Source organism: Actinomadura violacea, assembly GCF_017573465.1.
GTDB classification, from domain to species: domain Bacteria; phylum Actinomycetota; class Actinomycetes; order Streptosporangiales; family Streptosporangiaceae; genus Spirillospora; species Spirillospora violacea.
Genome location: NZ_JAGEPF010000010.1, coordinates 1 through 12,192 on the forward strand (window position 1 = coordinate 1; position 12,192 = coordinate 12,192).

At 72.4% G+C, this 12,192-nt stretch carries 14 protein-coding genes; 9 read left to right on the forward strand and 5 right to left on the reverse strand.

Annotated features, from left to right (window positions below; translation table 11 throughout):
- The 6 genes from J4709_RS16470 to J4709_RS16495 form a co-directional block, all read left to right on the forward strand.
- A partial coding sequence (locus tag J4709_RS16470) for a nucleotide sugar dehydrogenase (RefSeq protein WP_208241620.1) occupies window positions 1–888 on the forward strand: 888 nt, incomplete at its 5' end.
- Between the two features lie 50 nt (window positions 889–938).
- Window positions 939–1,565: a GntR family transcriptional regulator gene (locus J4709_RS16475; RefSeq protein ID WP_208241623.1), complete on the forward strand. Its 627-nt coding sequence runs from the start codon at window positions 939–941 to the stop codon at window positions 1,563–1,565.
- A 46-nt stretch (window positions 1,566–1,611) separates the two neighbouring features.
- The gene (locus J4709_RS16480; protein WP_208241625.1) at window positions 1,612–2,082 is read left to right on the forward strand and encodes an OsmC family protein; all 471 of its coding nucleotides are present in this window, start codon (window positions 1,612–1,614) and stop codon (window positions 2,080–2,082) included.
- A 28-nt stretch (window positions 2,083–2,110) separates the two neighbouring features.
- Window positions 2,111–3,013 (forward strand): LysR family transcriptional regulator, encoded by a 903-nt coding sequence (locus J4709_RS16485; protein WP_208241627.1) that lies wholly within the window; start codon window positions 2,111–2,113, stop codon window positions 3,011–3,013.
- 109 nt (window positions 3,014–3,122) lie between these two features.
- Window positions 3,123–4,286 carry an alpha/beta hydrolase gene (locus J4709_RS16490; protein ID WP_208241629.1) on the forward strand — a complete coding sequence of 388 codons (1,164 nt, stop codon included), beginning with the start codon at window positions 3,123–3,125 and terminating at the stop codon, window positions 4,284–4,286.
- 128 nt (window positions 4,287–4,414) lie between these two features.
- Window positions 4,415–5,440, forward strand: a complete 1,026-nt coding sequence (locus J4709_RS16495) for a hypothetical protein (RefSeq protein WP_208241631.1) — start codon at window positions 4,415–4,417, stop codon at window positions 5,438–5,440.
- A 10-nt stretch (window positions 5,441–5,450) separates the two neighbouring features.
- Here the strand turns inward: J4709_RS16495 and J4709_RS16500 are convergent, their stop codons facing one another.
- The 3 genes from J4709_RS16500 to J4709_RS53355 all read right to left on the reverse strand — a co-directional run bounded on the left by J4709_RS16500 (window position 5,451) and on the right by J4709_RS53355 (window position 7,088).
- Window positions 5,451–6,032 carry a TetR/AcrR family transcriptional regulator gene (locus J4709_RS16500; RefSeq protein ID WP_208241633.1) on the reverse strand — a complete coding sequence of 194 codons (582 nt, stop codon included), beginning with the start codon at window positions 6,030–6,032 and terminating at the stop codon, window positions 5,451–5,453.
- 90 nt (window positions 6,033–6,122) lie between these two features.
- Complete coding sequence (locus tag J4709_RS16505; RefSeq protein ID WP_232383612.1) at window positions 6,123–6,872, reverse strand: pirin family protein; 750 nt, start codon at window positions 6,870–6,872, stop codon at window positions 6,123–6,125.
- Between the two features lie 48 nt (window positions 6,873–6,920).
- Window positions 6,921–7,088 (reverse strand): hypothetical protein, encoded by a 168-nt coding sequence (locus tag J4709_RS53355; protein WP_232383613.1) that lies wholly within the window; start codon window positions 7,086–7,088, stop codon window positions 6,921–6,923.
- Between the two features lie 136 nt (window positions 7,089–7,224).
- Here J4709_RS53355 and lplAB point away from each other — a divergent pair, with 136 nt between their 5' ends.
- The 3 genes from lplAB (at window position 7,225) to J4709_RS16520 (ending at window position 10,674) form a co-directional block, all read left to right on the forward strand.
- Window positions 7,225–8,274 (forward strand): lipoate-protein ligase LplAB, encoded by a 1,050-nt coding sequence (gene lplAB, locus J4709_RS16510; RefSeq protein ID WP_208241635.1) that lies wholly within the window; start codon window positions 7,225–7,227, stop codon window positions 8,272–8,274.
- 107 nt (window positions 8,275–8,381) lie between these two features.
- On the forward strand, window positions 8,382–9,905 hold the full coding sequence (locus tag J4709_RS16515) for a TerD family protein (RefSeq protein ID WP_208241637.1): 1,524 nt from the start codon (window positions 8,382–8,384) through the stop codon (window positions 9,903–9,905).
- A gap of 106 nt (window positions 9,906–10,011) precedes the next feature.
- Window positions 10,012–10,674 carry a nitroreductase family protein gene (locus J4709_RS16520; RefSeq protein ID WP_208241639.1) on the forward strand — a complete coding sequence of 221 codons (663 nt, stop codon included), beginning with the start codon at window positions 10,012–10,014 and terminating at the stop codon, window positions 10,672–10,674.
- Window positions 10,675–10,715: 41 nt separating this feature from the next.
- On the opposite strand, the gene J4709_RS16525 is transcribed toward J4709_RS16520, so the two are convergent.
- On the reverse strand, window positions 10,716–11,348 hold the full coding sequence (locus tag J4709_RS16525; RefSeq protein WP_208241641.1) for an HhH-GDP family DNA glycosylase: 633 nt from the start codon (window positions 11,346–11,348) through the stop codon (window positions 10,716–10,718).
- A 72-nt stretch (window positions 11,349–11,420) separates the two neighbouring features.
- On the reverse strand, window positions 11,421–12,179 hold the full coding sequence (gene rnhB / locus J4709_RS16530; protein WP_208242227.1) for a ribonuclease HII: 759 nt from the start codon (window positions 12,177–12,179) through the stop codon (window positions 11,421–11,423).
- Window positions 12,180–12,192: the final 13 nt, after the last annotated feature.

Below are 12,192 nucleotides of genomic sequence, written 5' to 3' on the forward strand. Positions count from 1 at the left end.
GAGGTCGTGCGCCCCATCCTGGAGACCTCCGGGCTCGTCGCCGGCCAGGACTTCCACCTGGCCTTCTCACCCGAACGCATCGACCCCGGCAACCAGCTCTACGGCGTCCGCAACACCCCCAAGATCGTCGGCGGGCTCACCGCCGCCTGCGCCACCGCCGCCGCCGCCTTCTACGGCAAGTTCGTCGAACGCGTCGTCCAGGCCAAAGGCACCCGCGAGGCCGAGATGGCCAAACTCCTGGAGAACACCTACCGCCACGTCAACATCGCCCTGGTCAACGAGATGGCCGTGTTCTGCAACGAACTCGACATCGACCTGTGGGACGCCATCGACTGCGCCGCCACCAAACCCTTCGGCTTCCAAGCCTTCCGCCCCGGACCCGGCGTCGGCGGCCACTGCATCCCCATCGACCCCAACTACCTGTCCTACAAGGTCCGCTCCCTGGGCTACCCCTTCCGCTTCGTCGAACTCGCCCAAGAGATCAACGACCGCATGCCCCGCTACGTCGCCGAACGCGCCCAACAACTCCTCAACCGCGAAGGCCGCGCCCTCAAAGGCGCCAAAGTCCTCCTCCTCGGCGTCACCTACAAAGCCGACATCGCCGACCAACGCGAATCCCCGGCACGACCCGTCGCACGCCGCCTCGCACACCTCGGCGCCGATCTCACCTTCCATGATCCCTACGTCAACCACTGGCACGTCGACGGGACGGAGGTTCCCGCTGCCAGTGGCGACCTGACCACCGCGCTACAGGGCGCGGACCTGGCCATCGTCCTGACCGACCACGCCGTCTACGACCCCGCCATCTTGACCGCACATGCCCGGCTGCTGTTCGACACCCGCGGCCGCACCCGGGACATCCGGGATGAGAACGCCGAACTGCTCTGATCGGTCACGGTCAGTTTGCATGCACGGCATCCATTGTATACATTGCATGCGTGCAGGCTGATGTGGTGTACCGGCGGCTCCGCGACCTGATCGTCGAGGGGCGGTACATGCCGGGGGAGAGGCTCACCGAGCTGTCGGTGAGCGCCGCGCTGGAGGTGAGCCGGACGCCGGTCCGGGAGGCGCTCCGCCGGCTGGAGGGCGACGGGCTCGTCGAGGGCACGGGGCGGGGCGTGGTGGTGAACGCGCTGAGCCCGGAGCGGCTCGGCCATGCCTACGAGGTGCGCGCCGCGCTTGAGGCGCTCACCGCCGAGCTCGCCGCCGACCGGCAGCGGGCGGGCCGCGTTCCACCCGCGGACCTGGACGACCTGGAGCGGCTCGCGTCGCTGCTCGAGGAGGTCACAGCGGCCGGTGACCTCGACCGGGCGATCGGCCTCAACCGGGCGTTCCACCGCGGGATCGCCGAGATGGCCGGCAACCCGATCGCGCTGGAGACGCTCGACCGGCTGTGGGACCAGATCGTCATCTCGACCCGCGACTCGCTCGCCGCCCCGGACCGCCCGGACACGGTGGCCGGCGAGCACCGCCGCCTGCTGCGGGCGATCGTCCAGGGCGACCGGGCGCTCGCCGGCAGCATCGCCGGCGACCATGCCCGCGCCACCCGGACGACGCTCGCTTGAGAGACGCCAGGCCAACCGCTTTAGGACGACTGGAGGAGAACCTACGATGCCGAAGACCCATCACTACGAGGTGACGGTGACCTGGACGGGCGACACCGGATCCGGGACGAGCTCCTACCGCGCCTACGAGCGGGCCCACGATGTGGAGGGCGCCGGCAAGCCGCCGATCGCGGGCAGCTCGGATCCCTCGTTCCGCGGCGACCCGTCCCGCTGGAACCCGGAGGAGCTGCTCGTCGCGTCGCTCTCGCAGTGCCACATGCTGTCGTTCCTCGGGGTCTGCGCGGGCGAGGGGATCGTCGTCACGGGCTATGTCGACCGCCCGCACGGGACGATGATCGAGACGCCGGACGGCGGGGGCCGGTTCGAGGAGGTCGTGCTGCGCCCCGAGGTGACCTTCGCGGATCCGGCGCGGGCCGGTGAGGCCGCGCGGCTGCATGCGCGCGCCCACGAGGTGTGCTTCATCGCCGCCTCGGTGAACTTCCCGGTCCGCCACGAACTCGAGATGACGGAGGTCTGACACGGATGTGGGGTGAGATGCTGGCGCGATGATCGGATCTCGCCAGCTGGAGTACTTCCGGGCCGTCGCGCGGGAGCTGCACTTCACGCGTGCCGCGGAGGCGCTGCGGATAGCGCAGCCCGCGCTGTCCCAGCAGATCCGCAAGCTCGAACGGCAGCTCGGCGTCACCCTGTTCGACCGCGACAACCACCGGGTGGAGCTCACCCCGGCCGGGGCGGCGCTCCTTGAGCACGCGGAGCGGATCCTCGCCGACATCGCGGCGGTGGAGGAGGAGATGCACGGCTGGGCCGGCGGGACGCGCGGCCGCATCCGGCTGGGCGTCGCGCGCGGGCTGACGGCCAGGCTGGCCCGCCTGCTGGCCGCGTTCTCCGCCGAGTTCCCCGCGATCGACGTCGAGCTTCGGGAGAACAACACCGAGGAGATGATCGCCGGCCTGCACGGCGGGCGGCTCGACGCGGCGACCGTCGTCCGGCTGCCGCCGCAGGAGGAGGGGCGCCGGCTCGCGTCGCTGCCGCTCGGCGAGGAGCCGCTCGTCCTCATCACGGCGGAGTCGGCGCCGCTGGCCGGCCGCTACCGGGTGCCGGTGGCGGCGCTGGACGGCATCGACCTCGCCTGCTTCTCGCCGGGGTCGGCGATCCGGGAGATCGTCCTGTCGGCCCTCGCCGACGCGGGCGCGGCGGCGCGGATCCGGCTGGAGACCCGCGAGTACAGCACGGCGCGGGCCATCACGAGCGTGGGGCTCGCGGCGGCCGTGGTGCCCCGCTCGATCGCGGAGGAGCCGGGGCTCCCGGTCGCCGTCGTCCGGCTGGATCCGGAGCCGACCTGGGCGCCGTCGTTGGCGTGGCCGGCGGGCCGCAGGCCGGGCCCGGCGCTGTCGGCCTTCATCGCGTTCATGCGGGACCACCCGGAGCTCGCGTCCGTCGCTTCATAAGTTGCGGATCTGACCAGTAGCTCTTTCATGTCTTGGACATCTGACCCGCCGCCGCGTGACGATCAATGTGCCCCGCGAACGCGGGGGTTATCGAAACGGGAGCGGAACGATGAAGCGTGACGAGCGCGGACGCAGGGCGTACGAGGGCTTGATGGGCGTCCCGGCCGAGGAGGCCTTCGACGACGTGCGCCGGATTTCTCCGCAGATGTACGAGACCGTGCTGGACGGGGCGTTCGGCGGCCCGCTGGCCCGCGCCGAACTGACCCGCCGGGAGCGGGAGATCGCAAGCACGGCGATCGTGGCGGCGATCGGCGGCGCCGACCGCCGTCTGGCCAGCCATGTGCGCGGTGCGCTTCGCCAGGGCGTCGCGCCGCACGAACTGCTCGCCTTGGCCGAGCACGTCGCGGTCTACGCGGGCTTCCCGCGCGCGCTGAACGCACTGGACGTCGTCCACGAGGTGCTGCAGGGGGCGGGCGTCCCGGAGCAGCCGGCGCTGCACCGCGTCCAGTTGTCCGACCACGAGACCGTGGTCGCGCAGAAGGGCGACCACGGCCCCGCGGTGATCCTGTCGCATTCGCTCGGCGTCGACTGGCGGATGTGGGAGCCGGTGATGGAACGCCTGTCGCACGGCCGCCGCGTCTTCGCCTACGACTTCCGCGGCCACGGCGGCGCGGCCGGGGCGCCCCGCCCGTTCTCCATGGACGACCTGGCCCGCGACATGGGCGGCGTCCTCGACGCGTTCGGCGTGGAGCAGGCGCATGTGGTCGGGCTGTCCATGGGAGGCGGCATCGCGCAGACGTTCGCGGTGCACTCGCCCGAGCGGGTCGCGTCGCTGGCGCTGCTGGCGACCACGGACCACGCCTTCGACGCGTTCGAGGGACGCGCGCGCTCCGGCGAGGTGGACGGGATGGAGGCGCAGATCGTTCCGACCCTGACCCGCTGGTTCACCGCGCCCGCGCTCGCCACGAACGGGTGGGGCGTGCAGTACGCCCGGGAGCTCGTCCGCCGCTTCGACCCCGCCGACTGGGCGGCCGCCTGGCGCGCCTTCAAGGGCGTCGACGTGCAGGGCAAGCTGGCCGCGTTCCAAGCGCCGACCCTGGTGCTGGTGGGGGAGGAGGACTACTCGACCACGCCGGAGGTCATGTCGGGGGTCGCCGAGCGCATCCCCGGGTCGACCTACCAGGTGCTGCCTGGGACGCCGCACATGCAGACGCTCGAGAAGCCCGAGCTGGTCGCCGACGCCCTCGACCGCTTCCTGCCGGCCGACCGCTGACGCACCGCGGACGAGTGTGCCGCGCACATTCGCCCGCACGGGGGAGACGCATGGTTCCGGCGGGGGAGGCGCCCGCCGGACCCTCGTCGGGAGGCTCTCCCCATGAACACAGGCCCCATGAACACAGGTTGGACGCATCGGTGAGCGGCGCCGCCGCACCGCTCGACACGCACCGGGTGGGCGCAAGATGGACGGCCATGCGGGTGATGGCCGGCTACGGTGCCGCATCTTCGCTGTCGCTCTATCTCTTGGTGAAGGTCGTGTGGGTGGCGGCGTCGCTGCTCGGGCGCACGCCGTCCACCTTCACCGACGGCGACTGGATCGTGCTGAACACGGTCACCGTCGGGATGTCGGTCGTCGGTGTGGTCCTGGGGCTGGCCCTGGCGCAGCCCTGGGGCCGCCGCGTCCCGGCGCCGCCGCTGGTCTTCTTCGCCTGGGTGGGCGCCGGGTTCCTCGTCCCGATGATCCCGTACATGCTGGTCAGCGCCGTCCTCGGCGCGGACGCGGGAGGCGGCGGCTCCGGCGGCTCCAGCGGCGGCGACACCGTCCCGGCCTGGGAGATGGTCTTCATCAGCATCGGCTTCGCGGGCATGGCCCTGGGGCTGGCCGTCGCGCTGCCCATCTACCTGCGGGAACGATGGCCGATCGCATTCCTCGGCCGGGTGGGCGACCGCCTGCCCGCGCGCATCGGCCGGTCCCACATCCGAGCCTTGTACATCCTGATCGCGGCACTGGTCCTGCTCTGGACGTACTGGGTGGTGGGCGGAAAGCTCGGCCTGCAGCCCGCACACCGCCACATGATGGACGCCAACGGGCGACTGCTCGTCGGCAACTCGGCGCTCTGGGCCGTCATCGGCGCAGCCGCGATCCGCACGATCGCTACAGGACGTCCGAGGACGCCCCTGTGGATCCCCATGGCGCTGGCGTTCATCTCGTCGGGATCGCTGTTCGCGTGGGCGGCGTGGAGGCTGCCATGGGCGCTCATCCGGCCGGGCGGTTACACGGCCCCCGAATATCCGGCCGTCTCCGTCCTCCAATACGGGCTGAGCATCGCCGCCGGAATCGTGATGCTCGCCGCGCTCCTCAAGGTCGTGCGGTCGGGCGACCGCGAGTCCGGGACCTCGCTGCAACAGAGCACGGTCGCGCAGCGATGAACACCGGCTCTCAGCCGCCCGCCTCGATGATCGGTGTCAGGAGCAGATCGAGGCGGGCGTCGGCGTGGCCCGGCCTCAGCCGGTGTCCATGCACGAGGGTGGCGAGGCCGTGCAGCGACCCCCACGTCACCTCCGCGAGCGTCTCCACGTCCCGCTGGCCCGCGAGCGGCTCCAGCGCGGAGACGAACTCCCCGAACGCCTCTTGCAGCGGTTCGGTCCGCTCTCCGGTGCCGAGCGTCACGTCGACGTGCTGGACGAACATCGCGTCGTACAGTGCGGGCCGCTCCCGGGCGAAGTCCAGGTAGGCGCCGGCCACCGCGCGCAGGGCCTCCTCGGGTGCCGGTCTCGCCGTCCGCGCCTTCCGCAGGAGGCCGGCCAGCTCACCGAACCCGTCCTGCGCCACCGCCGCGACGATGGCGTCCTTGCCCTTGAAATGGCTGTAGAGGACGGGCTGGCTGTACTCGACCCGGTCGGCCAGCCGCCGGGTGGTGACCGACTCCCAGCCCTCCGCCTCGGCCATCTCCTGGGCCGCCCTGACGATCAGCCGGTGACGTTCTGCTCGTTCGCGCTCTCGGCGTTCCTGTACGGACACGGCCTGAATTCTAGCACCGCTAGCACATCGAGCACAGAATGTGCTAGCGTGAATCGGAACGCTAGCGTCGCTAGGAGACGGCGGGGACGGTCACCGCACGCGCCCCCGGGGCTTGAGGGGCACGTCCGGAAGGGCCGGCGCCGGGATCGGGGGACCGTGGTAGCCGTGCACGACGCCGAACCTCTCGCCGGACGTCCACTCCTCGCGCGCCCGGCGGATCTCCTCGCCCGACCGCGCGACGAAGTTCCACCACATGACGAGCTTCTCCTCGAACGGCTCGCCGCCGAGCAGCACCAGCCCGCTCGTCCCGTCGGCGCGCAACCGCAGTTCCCGGCGGCCGCACCCGAGGTAGACCATCGAGCCCGGCTCGGCCCGCACTCCGTCCACCTCTGTGACCCCGGACATCGTGAGCACCGCGTACTCGAAGTCCGGCTCGACCGGCAGGCGGACGTCCGCGCCGTCCGCCAGGGTGACGTCCGCGCCGACGATGGGGGAGAACACCGTCCCCGGCGAGACGGCGCCGTCGAGCCCGCCGAGGATCACGGTCCCGCTGAACCCGGGCCCGGTCACCACCGGCAGATCGCCGTGGTGCTCGAACGCCGGGTCCGTGCTGCGGTGCGCGTCCGGCAGCGCCACCCACAGCTGCGCCCCGTGCAGGATGCGCGCGTGCTCGCGCGGCGACTCCTCCGAGTGCGCGATGGCCCGCCCGGCCGTCATCAGCCCCAGCTCCCGCGGCCGGACGGTCTGCAGGCTCCCGAGGCTGTCGCGGTGCAGCACCTCGCCGTCGTGCAGCCAGCTCACCGTCTGCAGCCCGATGTGCGGATGGGGCGGCACCTGCATACCCGGCTGATCCGCGATGTCGTCCGGGCCGTAGTGGTCGACGAAGCATCAGGCGCCCACCATCCGCCGCCCCAGGCTCGGCAGCAGCCGCCGGACGACCGTGCTCTCGCCCAATGGCACCTGCCGCGGCGGCAGGACCTCGTGCACCGGCCCTCCGGGGACGTCCTCCCGGCCTCCGCACGCGACGGCGCTGGGCCGCACATCAAGATTGCTCACGGCACCGACTCCCTCCTGGGCAACACCGTACGGAACGCCGCCCGCACCCGCCTCCACCGGGCTCGCCGGCGGTCGCGCTCCCCGCCTGCCGGGGGCCAGGAATCGCCGGTGCGGCGCCGCGGTTTGAACGAATGTGATGCACGGTGAGTACAAGGTCCCCGGCGGCAAGCTCGTGGTCGCCGACGTCGAGGTGGTGGACGGCCGGCTGCGCCGTCCGAGGATCAGCGGCGACTTCTTCATGGAGCCGGACGAGGCGCTGGAGGCCATCAACGCCGCCCTGGACGGGCTGTCCGCGGGCCTGGAGGCCAGGGAGATCGGAGCCCGCGTCCAAGCGGGGCTGCCGCCCGGCACGGTGATGCTCGGCATCACCGCCGAGGCCGTGGGGATCGCGGTCCGGCGGGCGATCGCCCGCGCGTCGGACTGGCGCGACCACGAGTGGCGGCTGATCCACGAACCGCCGCAGGAGCCCGCGCTGCACATGGCGCTCGACCAGGTGCTCGCGGAGGAGGTCGGCGCGGGCCGCCGGCCGCCGACGCTGCGGGTGTGGGAATGGGCGTCCCCCTCGGTGATCATCGGCAGCTTCCAGTCGCTGCGCAACGAGGTCGACGCCGAGGCGGCCGAACGGTACGGCGTCGAGGTGGTGCGCCGCATCAGCGGCGGCGGGGCGATGTTCGTCGAGCCCGGCAACACGATCACGTACTCGCTGTACGCGCCGGAGTCGCTGGTCGCCGGCATGTCGTTCGCCGCGAGCTACGCCTTCCTCGACGACTGGGTGCTGGGCGCGCTCGCCGAGCTGGGCATCCGCGCCTGGTACCAGCCGCTCAACGACATCACCTCAGACGAGGGCAAGATCGCCGGCGCGGCGCAGAAGCGCCTTGCCGCGGGCGCCGTGCTGCACCACGTCACGATGTCCTACGACATCGACGCGGCGAAGATGCTGCGGGTGCTGCGGATCGGCCGGGAGAAGGTGTCCGACAAGGGCATCGCCAGCGCGGCCAAGCGCGTCGACCCGCTCCGCCGGCAGACCGGCCTGCCCCGCGAGGAGATCATCGACCGGATGATCGCCCATTTCCGGAGCCGGTACGGGCTGGTCGCGGACGGCCTCACCGACGACGAGCTCCGCCTCGCCGGCAAGTACGTCACCGACAAGTTCACCACCCCCGCCTGGACCGCCCGGGTCCCCTGACGGCACCCGGAACTCCCGGGCGGTGCCGTGCGTCCACCTCACATGCAGGTCGCAGTGCCGTGCGTCTGCCCGTAGGTTGTCGACGTCGGCTGATGACGAGGAGCGTTATGTCCATGCAGAAGGGCGCCAACACCGCGGTGCCGGTCTCCGCGGTGCGCGTCGAGGTCGGTTGGCAGGGCGGCCCGGGGGTGCCGGACGCCGACGCGTCGGCGCTGCTGCTGACCGAGTCCGGCCGGGTGCGCTCGGACGGCGACTTCGTCTTCTACAACCAGCCGGCGCACGCGTCCGGCGCGGTGCGGCACGACGGCAAGCAGCAGGGCCCCGTCGTCGTGGACGCACTCTCGGCGGACCTCGACCGGGTCGAGCCGGCCGTGGAGAAGATCGTGATCGCGGCGTCCGCGGACGGCGGCACGTTCGGCCGGTTCCAGGGGCTGTACGTCCGGGTCGTGGACGCGGCGGGCGGCACCGAGATCGCGCGCTTCGACAGCCAGGGCGCCACGAGCGAGACCGCGTTCGTGCTCGGTGAGCTGTACCGGCGGCAGGGCGCGTGGAAGTTCCGCGCGGTCGGGCAGGGCTACGACACCGGGCTCGCGGGTCTGGCCACCGACTTCGGTATCAGCGTCGACGACCCCGGTCAGGGGACGGCCCCGCCGCCTCCGCAGGCGGCGGCCCCTTCTGCGCCGCCCCAGCCGCAGGCGCCCCCGCCTCCGCCGGCGCCTCCGCAGGCGCCGCCGGAGCAGTACGCGCCGCCCGGCGGCCAGTACATGCCGCCCCCGCCCGGCCAGTACGCGCCGCCTCCTCCGGCGCCCGGCCAGTACCCGCCGCCTCCCGGGCCCGGCCAGTACGCTCCGCCGCCCGGTGAGTTCGCGCCGCCACCGCCGCCGCCCGGTGGCCAGTACATGCCGCCGGGGCAGTACGCGCCTCCGCCCGCGCCCGGATACGGACAGCCGCAGGGGCCGCCTCCCCAGGCGATGCCGCCGCAGGCGCCGGCGCCGGAGGGCGGGAAGATCTCCCTCACCAAGAACAAGCCGACGGTGTCGCTCACCAAGCACGGCGCCACGTCCGGCCACATGCGGGTCAACCTCAACTGGACGGCGCGCGAAGGCGTCGCCAAGGGACGGCTCGGCAAGCGCCGCCGCGGCGTCGACCTGGACCTCGACCTGTGCTGCCTCTGGGAGCTGCAGAGCGGCCGCAGGGGCATCATCCACGCGCTCGGCGACATGGGCGCGCTGGACCGCCCGCCGTTCATCAAGCTCGACGCCGACGACCGCACCGGCGCGATCGAGACCGGTGAGAACCTCACCATCAACCTCGACCACACCGCCGATTTCAAGCGGATCCTGGTGTTCGCGGAGATCTACGACGGCGCGGACGACTTCCGCGGCCTGGACGCGATCGCCACGCTGTTCCCGGTGAACGCGCCGCCGATCGAGATGCGCATGGACGACTGCGTCGACGGCTCCCGCGACGCCGTGCTCGCGCTTATCGAGAACGTGGGCGGGGAACTGGTCGTGCGGCGGGAGGGCCGGTTCGTGCTGCCGCCGCCCGGCCGCCCGCGTTGGGGCAAGATGTCGGTCGACGAGGCGTACGGCTGGAACCTGGAGTGGGTGGCCGCCCGCGGCAAGGACTGAGTTCCGCGCGGGGATGACCGGGCCTCGCACCTGCCGGGATAGGGCGGGTGATTCTGGCGTTTCTTGCCGGTTGTCCGGGGCGCGCGGCACGGGATAGGACGGTCGCATGAGCACTCAGCGGCGGTACCCGGTCGTGCCCGCGCCCCGTTTCGACGTGCCGGGCGACGAGGCGGTGAGCCGCGCCCGGGCGTTCGCCGACACGATGGCGCTGCGCCGGACGGTGCGCGACTTCACGTCCCGTCCGGTGCCGATGGAGGTCGTCGAGCACGCGATCCGGGCCGCCGCGACCGCGCCGAGCGGGGCGAACCTGCAGCCGTGGCGGTTCGTGGTGGTCACCGACCCGGACCGCAAGCGGCGGCTGCGGGAGGCCGCCGAGCGGGAGGAGCGCGAGTTCTACGAGCGGCGCGCCTCGGAGGAGTGGCTGGAAGCGCTGGCTCCCCTGGGCACGGACTGGCGCAAGCCGTTCCTGGAGGACGCGCCTGCGGTCATCGTCGTCTTCGAGGTGCACAAGGGCCCCGAGACGCCCCGTCCGTACTACGTGAAGGAGTCGGTGGGCATCGCGGTGGGCTTCCTGCTGGCGGCGTTGCATCAGGCGGGCCTGGCGACCCTCACGCACACGCCGAGCCCTATGCGCTTCCTGAACGAGGTCTGTGAAAGGCCGCAGGAGGAGCGCGCGTACGTCGTGATACCGGTCGGCTACCCGGCGGACGACGCGATGGTGCCCGACATCGATAAGAAGCCGGTCGACGAGGTCACCGTCCACCTCTGAGCGCGCCAAGCGCGCGCGAGACGGGCGTCCCGCGCGCGCTTCTAGGCGACCTTGACCGTGTCGGCGAGTTTCTTGTCGCGCGCCACCCGCACCAGTGCGGCGCTGAGCCGCGCCAGGTCCTTGTCCGGGACCTTGGAGGCGAGCTTGCCCGCGTCGGTCGGCAGCCCCAGCCGCTCCGCGCCCTTCTTGACCTGGGAGTCGACGTAGGGGCGCAGCCACGGCCACATCGCCTGCGCCTCCCGGCAGAAGATGTCGACGCCGGTGGGGCCGATGCCGGGGAACTCCCTGAGCAGCTCTGCGGCCTTCCGGGGATCGCGGTCGGCTTCGATGGCGAGCCGGCGCAGATCCCCCCTGTACTTGTCCTGCACTATCTCCGCCATGTTCCCGAGCCGCGTCGCGGTGCTCTCGTCATAGCGGACGTAGTGGCCGCGCCCCAGCGCGTCCACCCGTTCCTGCCAGGTCAGTTTGGCCATGCCCCGGGGCGTCCCGCCGCCCGCCTCGAACAGTTCCCGTGCGGCCGCCAGTGCGATGTCCGACGAGATCCGGGCGCTCAGCAGGTTCGCCATGACGAGCAGCTTGAAGAGCGCCGCGGGCTGGTCCTTCAGCGGGATGCCCGCCTCCTCGGCGAAAGTCTCACCGGACTCGCGCAGCAGCTTCCTGACGACAGCGTCCATGGCTTGCACCTCCCGTAGGGCGACGCGTACCCGGGCTGAGGGGGATGACTCATGCGCCCGCGCGAAGCGCCGTCACAGGAGGCTGAGTTGCCCCTCCCCGGCGAGCGGGTCGCGGTGCTTCTTCAGATGCCGCCAGCGCGGCAGATCGTCGAGGTAGGACCAGGAGAGCCGGTGGTGCGGAGTGGGCCCGGACTCCTCCAAGGCCCGCTGGTGCACGGGCGAGGGATAACCGGCGCTGTCGGCGAACCCGTAGCCGGGGCACTCGGCCTCCAGGTCCGCCATGAGGGCGTCGCGGTGGACCTTCGCGAGCACGGACGCCGCCGCGACCGTCACCGACCGCTGGTCGGCCTTGACCTCGCAGCGCACCCGCCAAGGGCGGCGCAGGAAGTCGTGCTTGCCGTCCAGGATCACTATGTCGGGCGGATGGGGGAGCGCCTGCAGCGCGCGGACCGCGGCGCGCCGCAGCGCCTCGGTCATGCCGACCTCGTCGATCTCCTCGGGGGCGGACGCGCCGATGGCGTGCCCGGCGAGCCAACCCGGCAGCACCTCGGCGAACGACGCGCGATGCGCGGCCGTGAGCAGCTTGGAGTCGGTCAGCGCGACGGTCCGGTCGCCGCGCCCGCGCAGCACCGGCGGCGCGCTGAGGTCGGTCACCGCCGCGCACACCACGACCGGGCCGGCCCAGGCGCCGCGGCCGACCTCGTCCACGCCCGCGATCCTGGCGGGGCGGTCGCCGTCGGCGAGCGCGTCCTGCAGCTCCCGTTCGATCTCGTAGCCGGCGGTGCGGGGGACGTTCCCGGGCGCCGCGGGAGCGGGAGCGAGGCCGGGCAGCGCGTCGGCGCTC

What these genes read in the sequence shown, in the direction of transcription:
- J4709_RS16485 (WP_208241627.1), top strand. Translation starts at nt 2,111, where the DNA reads ATGATCGGATCTCGCCAGCTGGAGTACTTCCGGGCCGTCGCGCGGGAG.
- J4709_RS16525 (WP_208241641.1), bottom strand. Translation starts at nt 11,348, where the DNA reads ATGGACGCTGTCGTCAGGAAGCTGCTGCGCGAGTCCGGTGAGACTTTC.
- J4709_RS16490 (WP_208241629.1), top strand. Translation starts at nt 3,123, where the DNA reads ATGAAGCGTGACGAGCGCGGACGCAGGGCGTACGAGGGCTTGATGGGC.
- J4709_RS16505 (WP_232383612.1), bottom strand. Translation starts at nt 6,872, where the DNA reads ATGCAGGTGCCGCCCCATCCGCACATCGGGCTGCAGACGGTGAGCTGG.
- lplAB (WP_208241635.1), top strand. Translation starts at nt 7,225, where the DNA reads ATGCACGGTGAGTACAAGGTCCCCGGCGGCAAGCTCGTGGTCGCCGAC.
- J4709_RS16520 (WP_208241639.1), top strand. Translation starts at nt 10,012, where the DNA reads ATGAGCACTCAGCGGCGGTACCCGGTCGTGCCCGCGCCCCGTTTCGAC.
- J4709_RS16480 (WP_208241625.1), top strand. Translation starts at nt 1,612, where the DNA reads ATGCCGAAGACCCATCACTACGAGGTGACGGTGACCTGGACGGGCGAC.
- J4709_RS16515 (WP_208241637.1), top strand. Translation starts at nt 8,382, where the DNA reads ATGTCCATGCAGAAGGGCGCCAACACCGCGGTGCCGGTCTCCGCGGTG.